Origin of the sequence: Halomonas sp. ALS9, assembly GCF_001651035.1 — a bacterium.
Classification (GTDB): Bacteria; Pseudomonadota; Gammaproteobacteria; order Pseudomonadales; family Halomonadaceae; genus Vreelandella.
This window is the reverse complement of the sequence record NZ_LXRG01000074.1, coordinates 1-217: the sequence shown is the minus strand read 5'-3', so window position 1 is coordinate 217 and position 217 is coordinate 1. Positions and strand designations below refer to the sequence as shown.

The window sequence follows — 217 nt, the reverse complement described above, 5'->3', positions numbered from 1 at the left end:
CTCCTCGCTGAAGGTTTGCTCTCCCGTTGTTAAATTCACGTTTCGTATCAAACGGTGATGGCCATCAAGGGTAGCTAGCAGCGTGGCCAAGTGCTTCTGGGTGTCAGCTGTTGAGCGCAGGCGTTCGATCAACACTTCTAAAACACCGCCACAGGGAAGCGCAATATGCGCGCCTTGGGTATCGTCGGGATCACCATAGCGTGTCACAGAGGCAAAC

At 53.9% G+C, this 217-nt stretch carries 1 pseudogene; it reads right to left on the bottom strand.

Annotated features, from left to right (window positions below):
* Nucleotides 1–217: pseudogene (locus A6R74_RS22745) on the bottom strand (XdhC family protein); the annotation flags it as partial.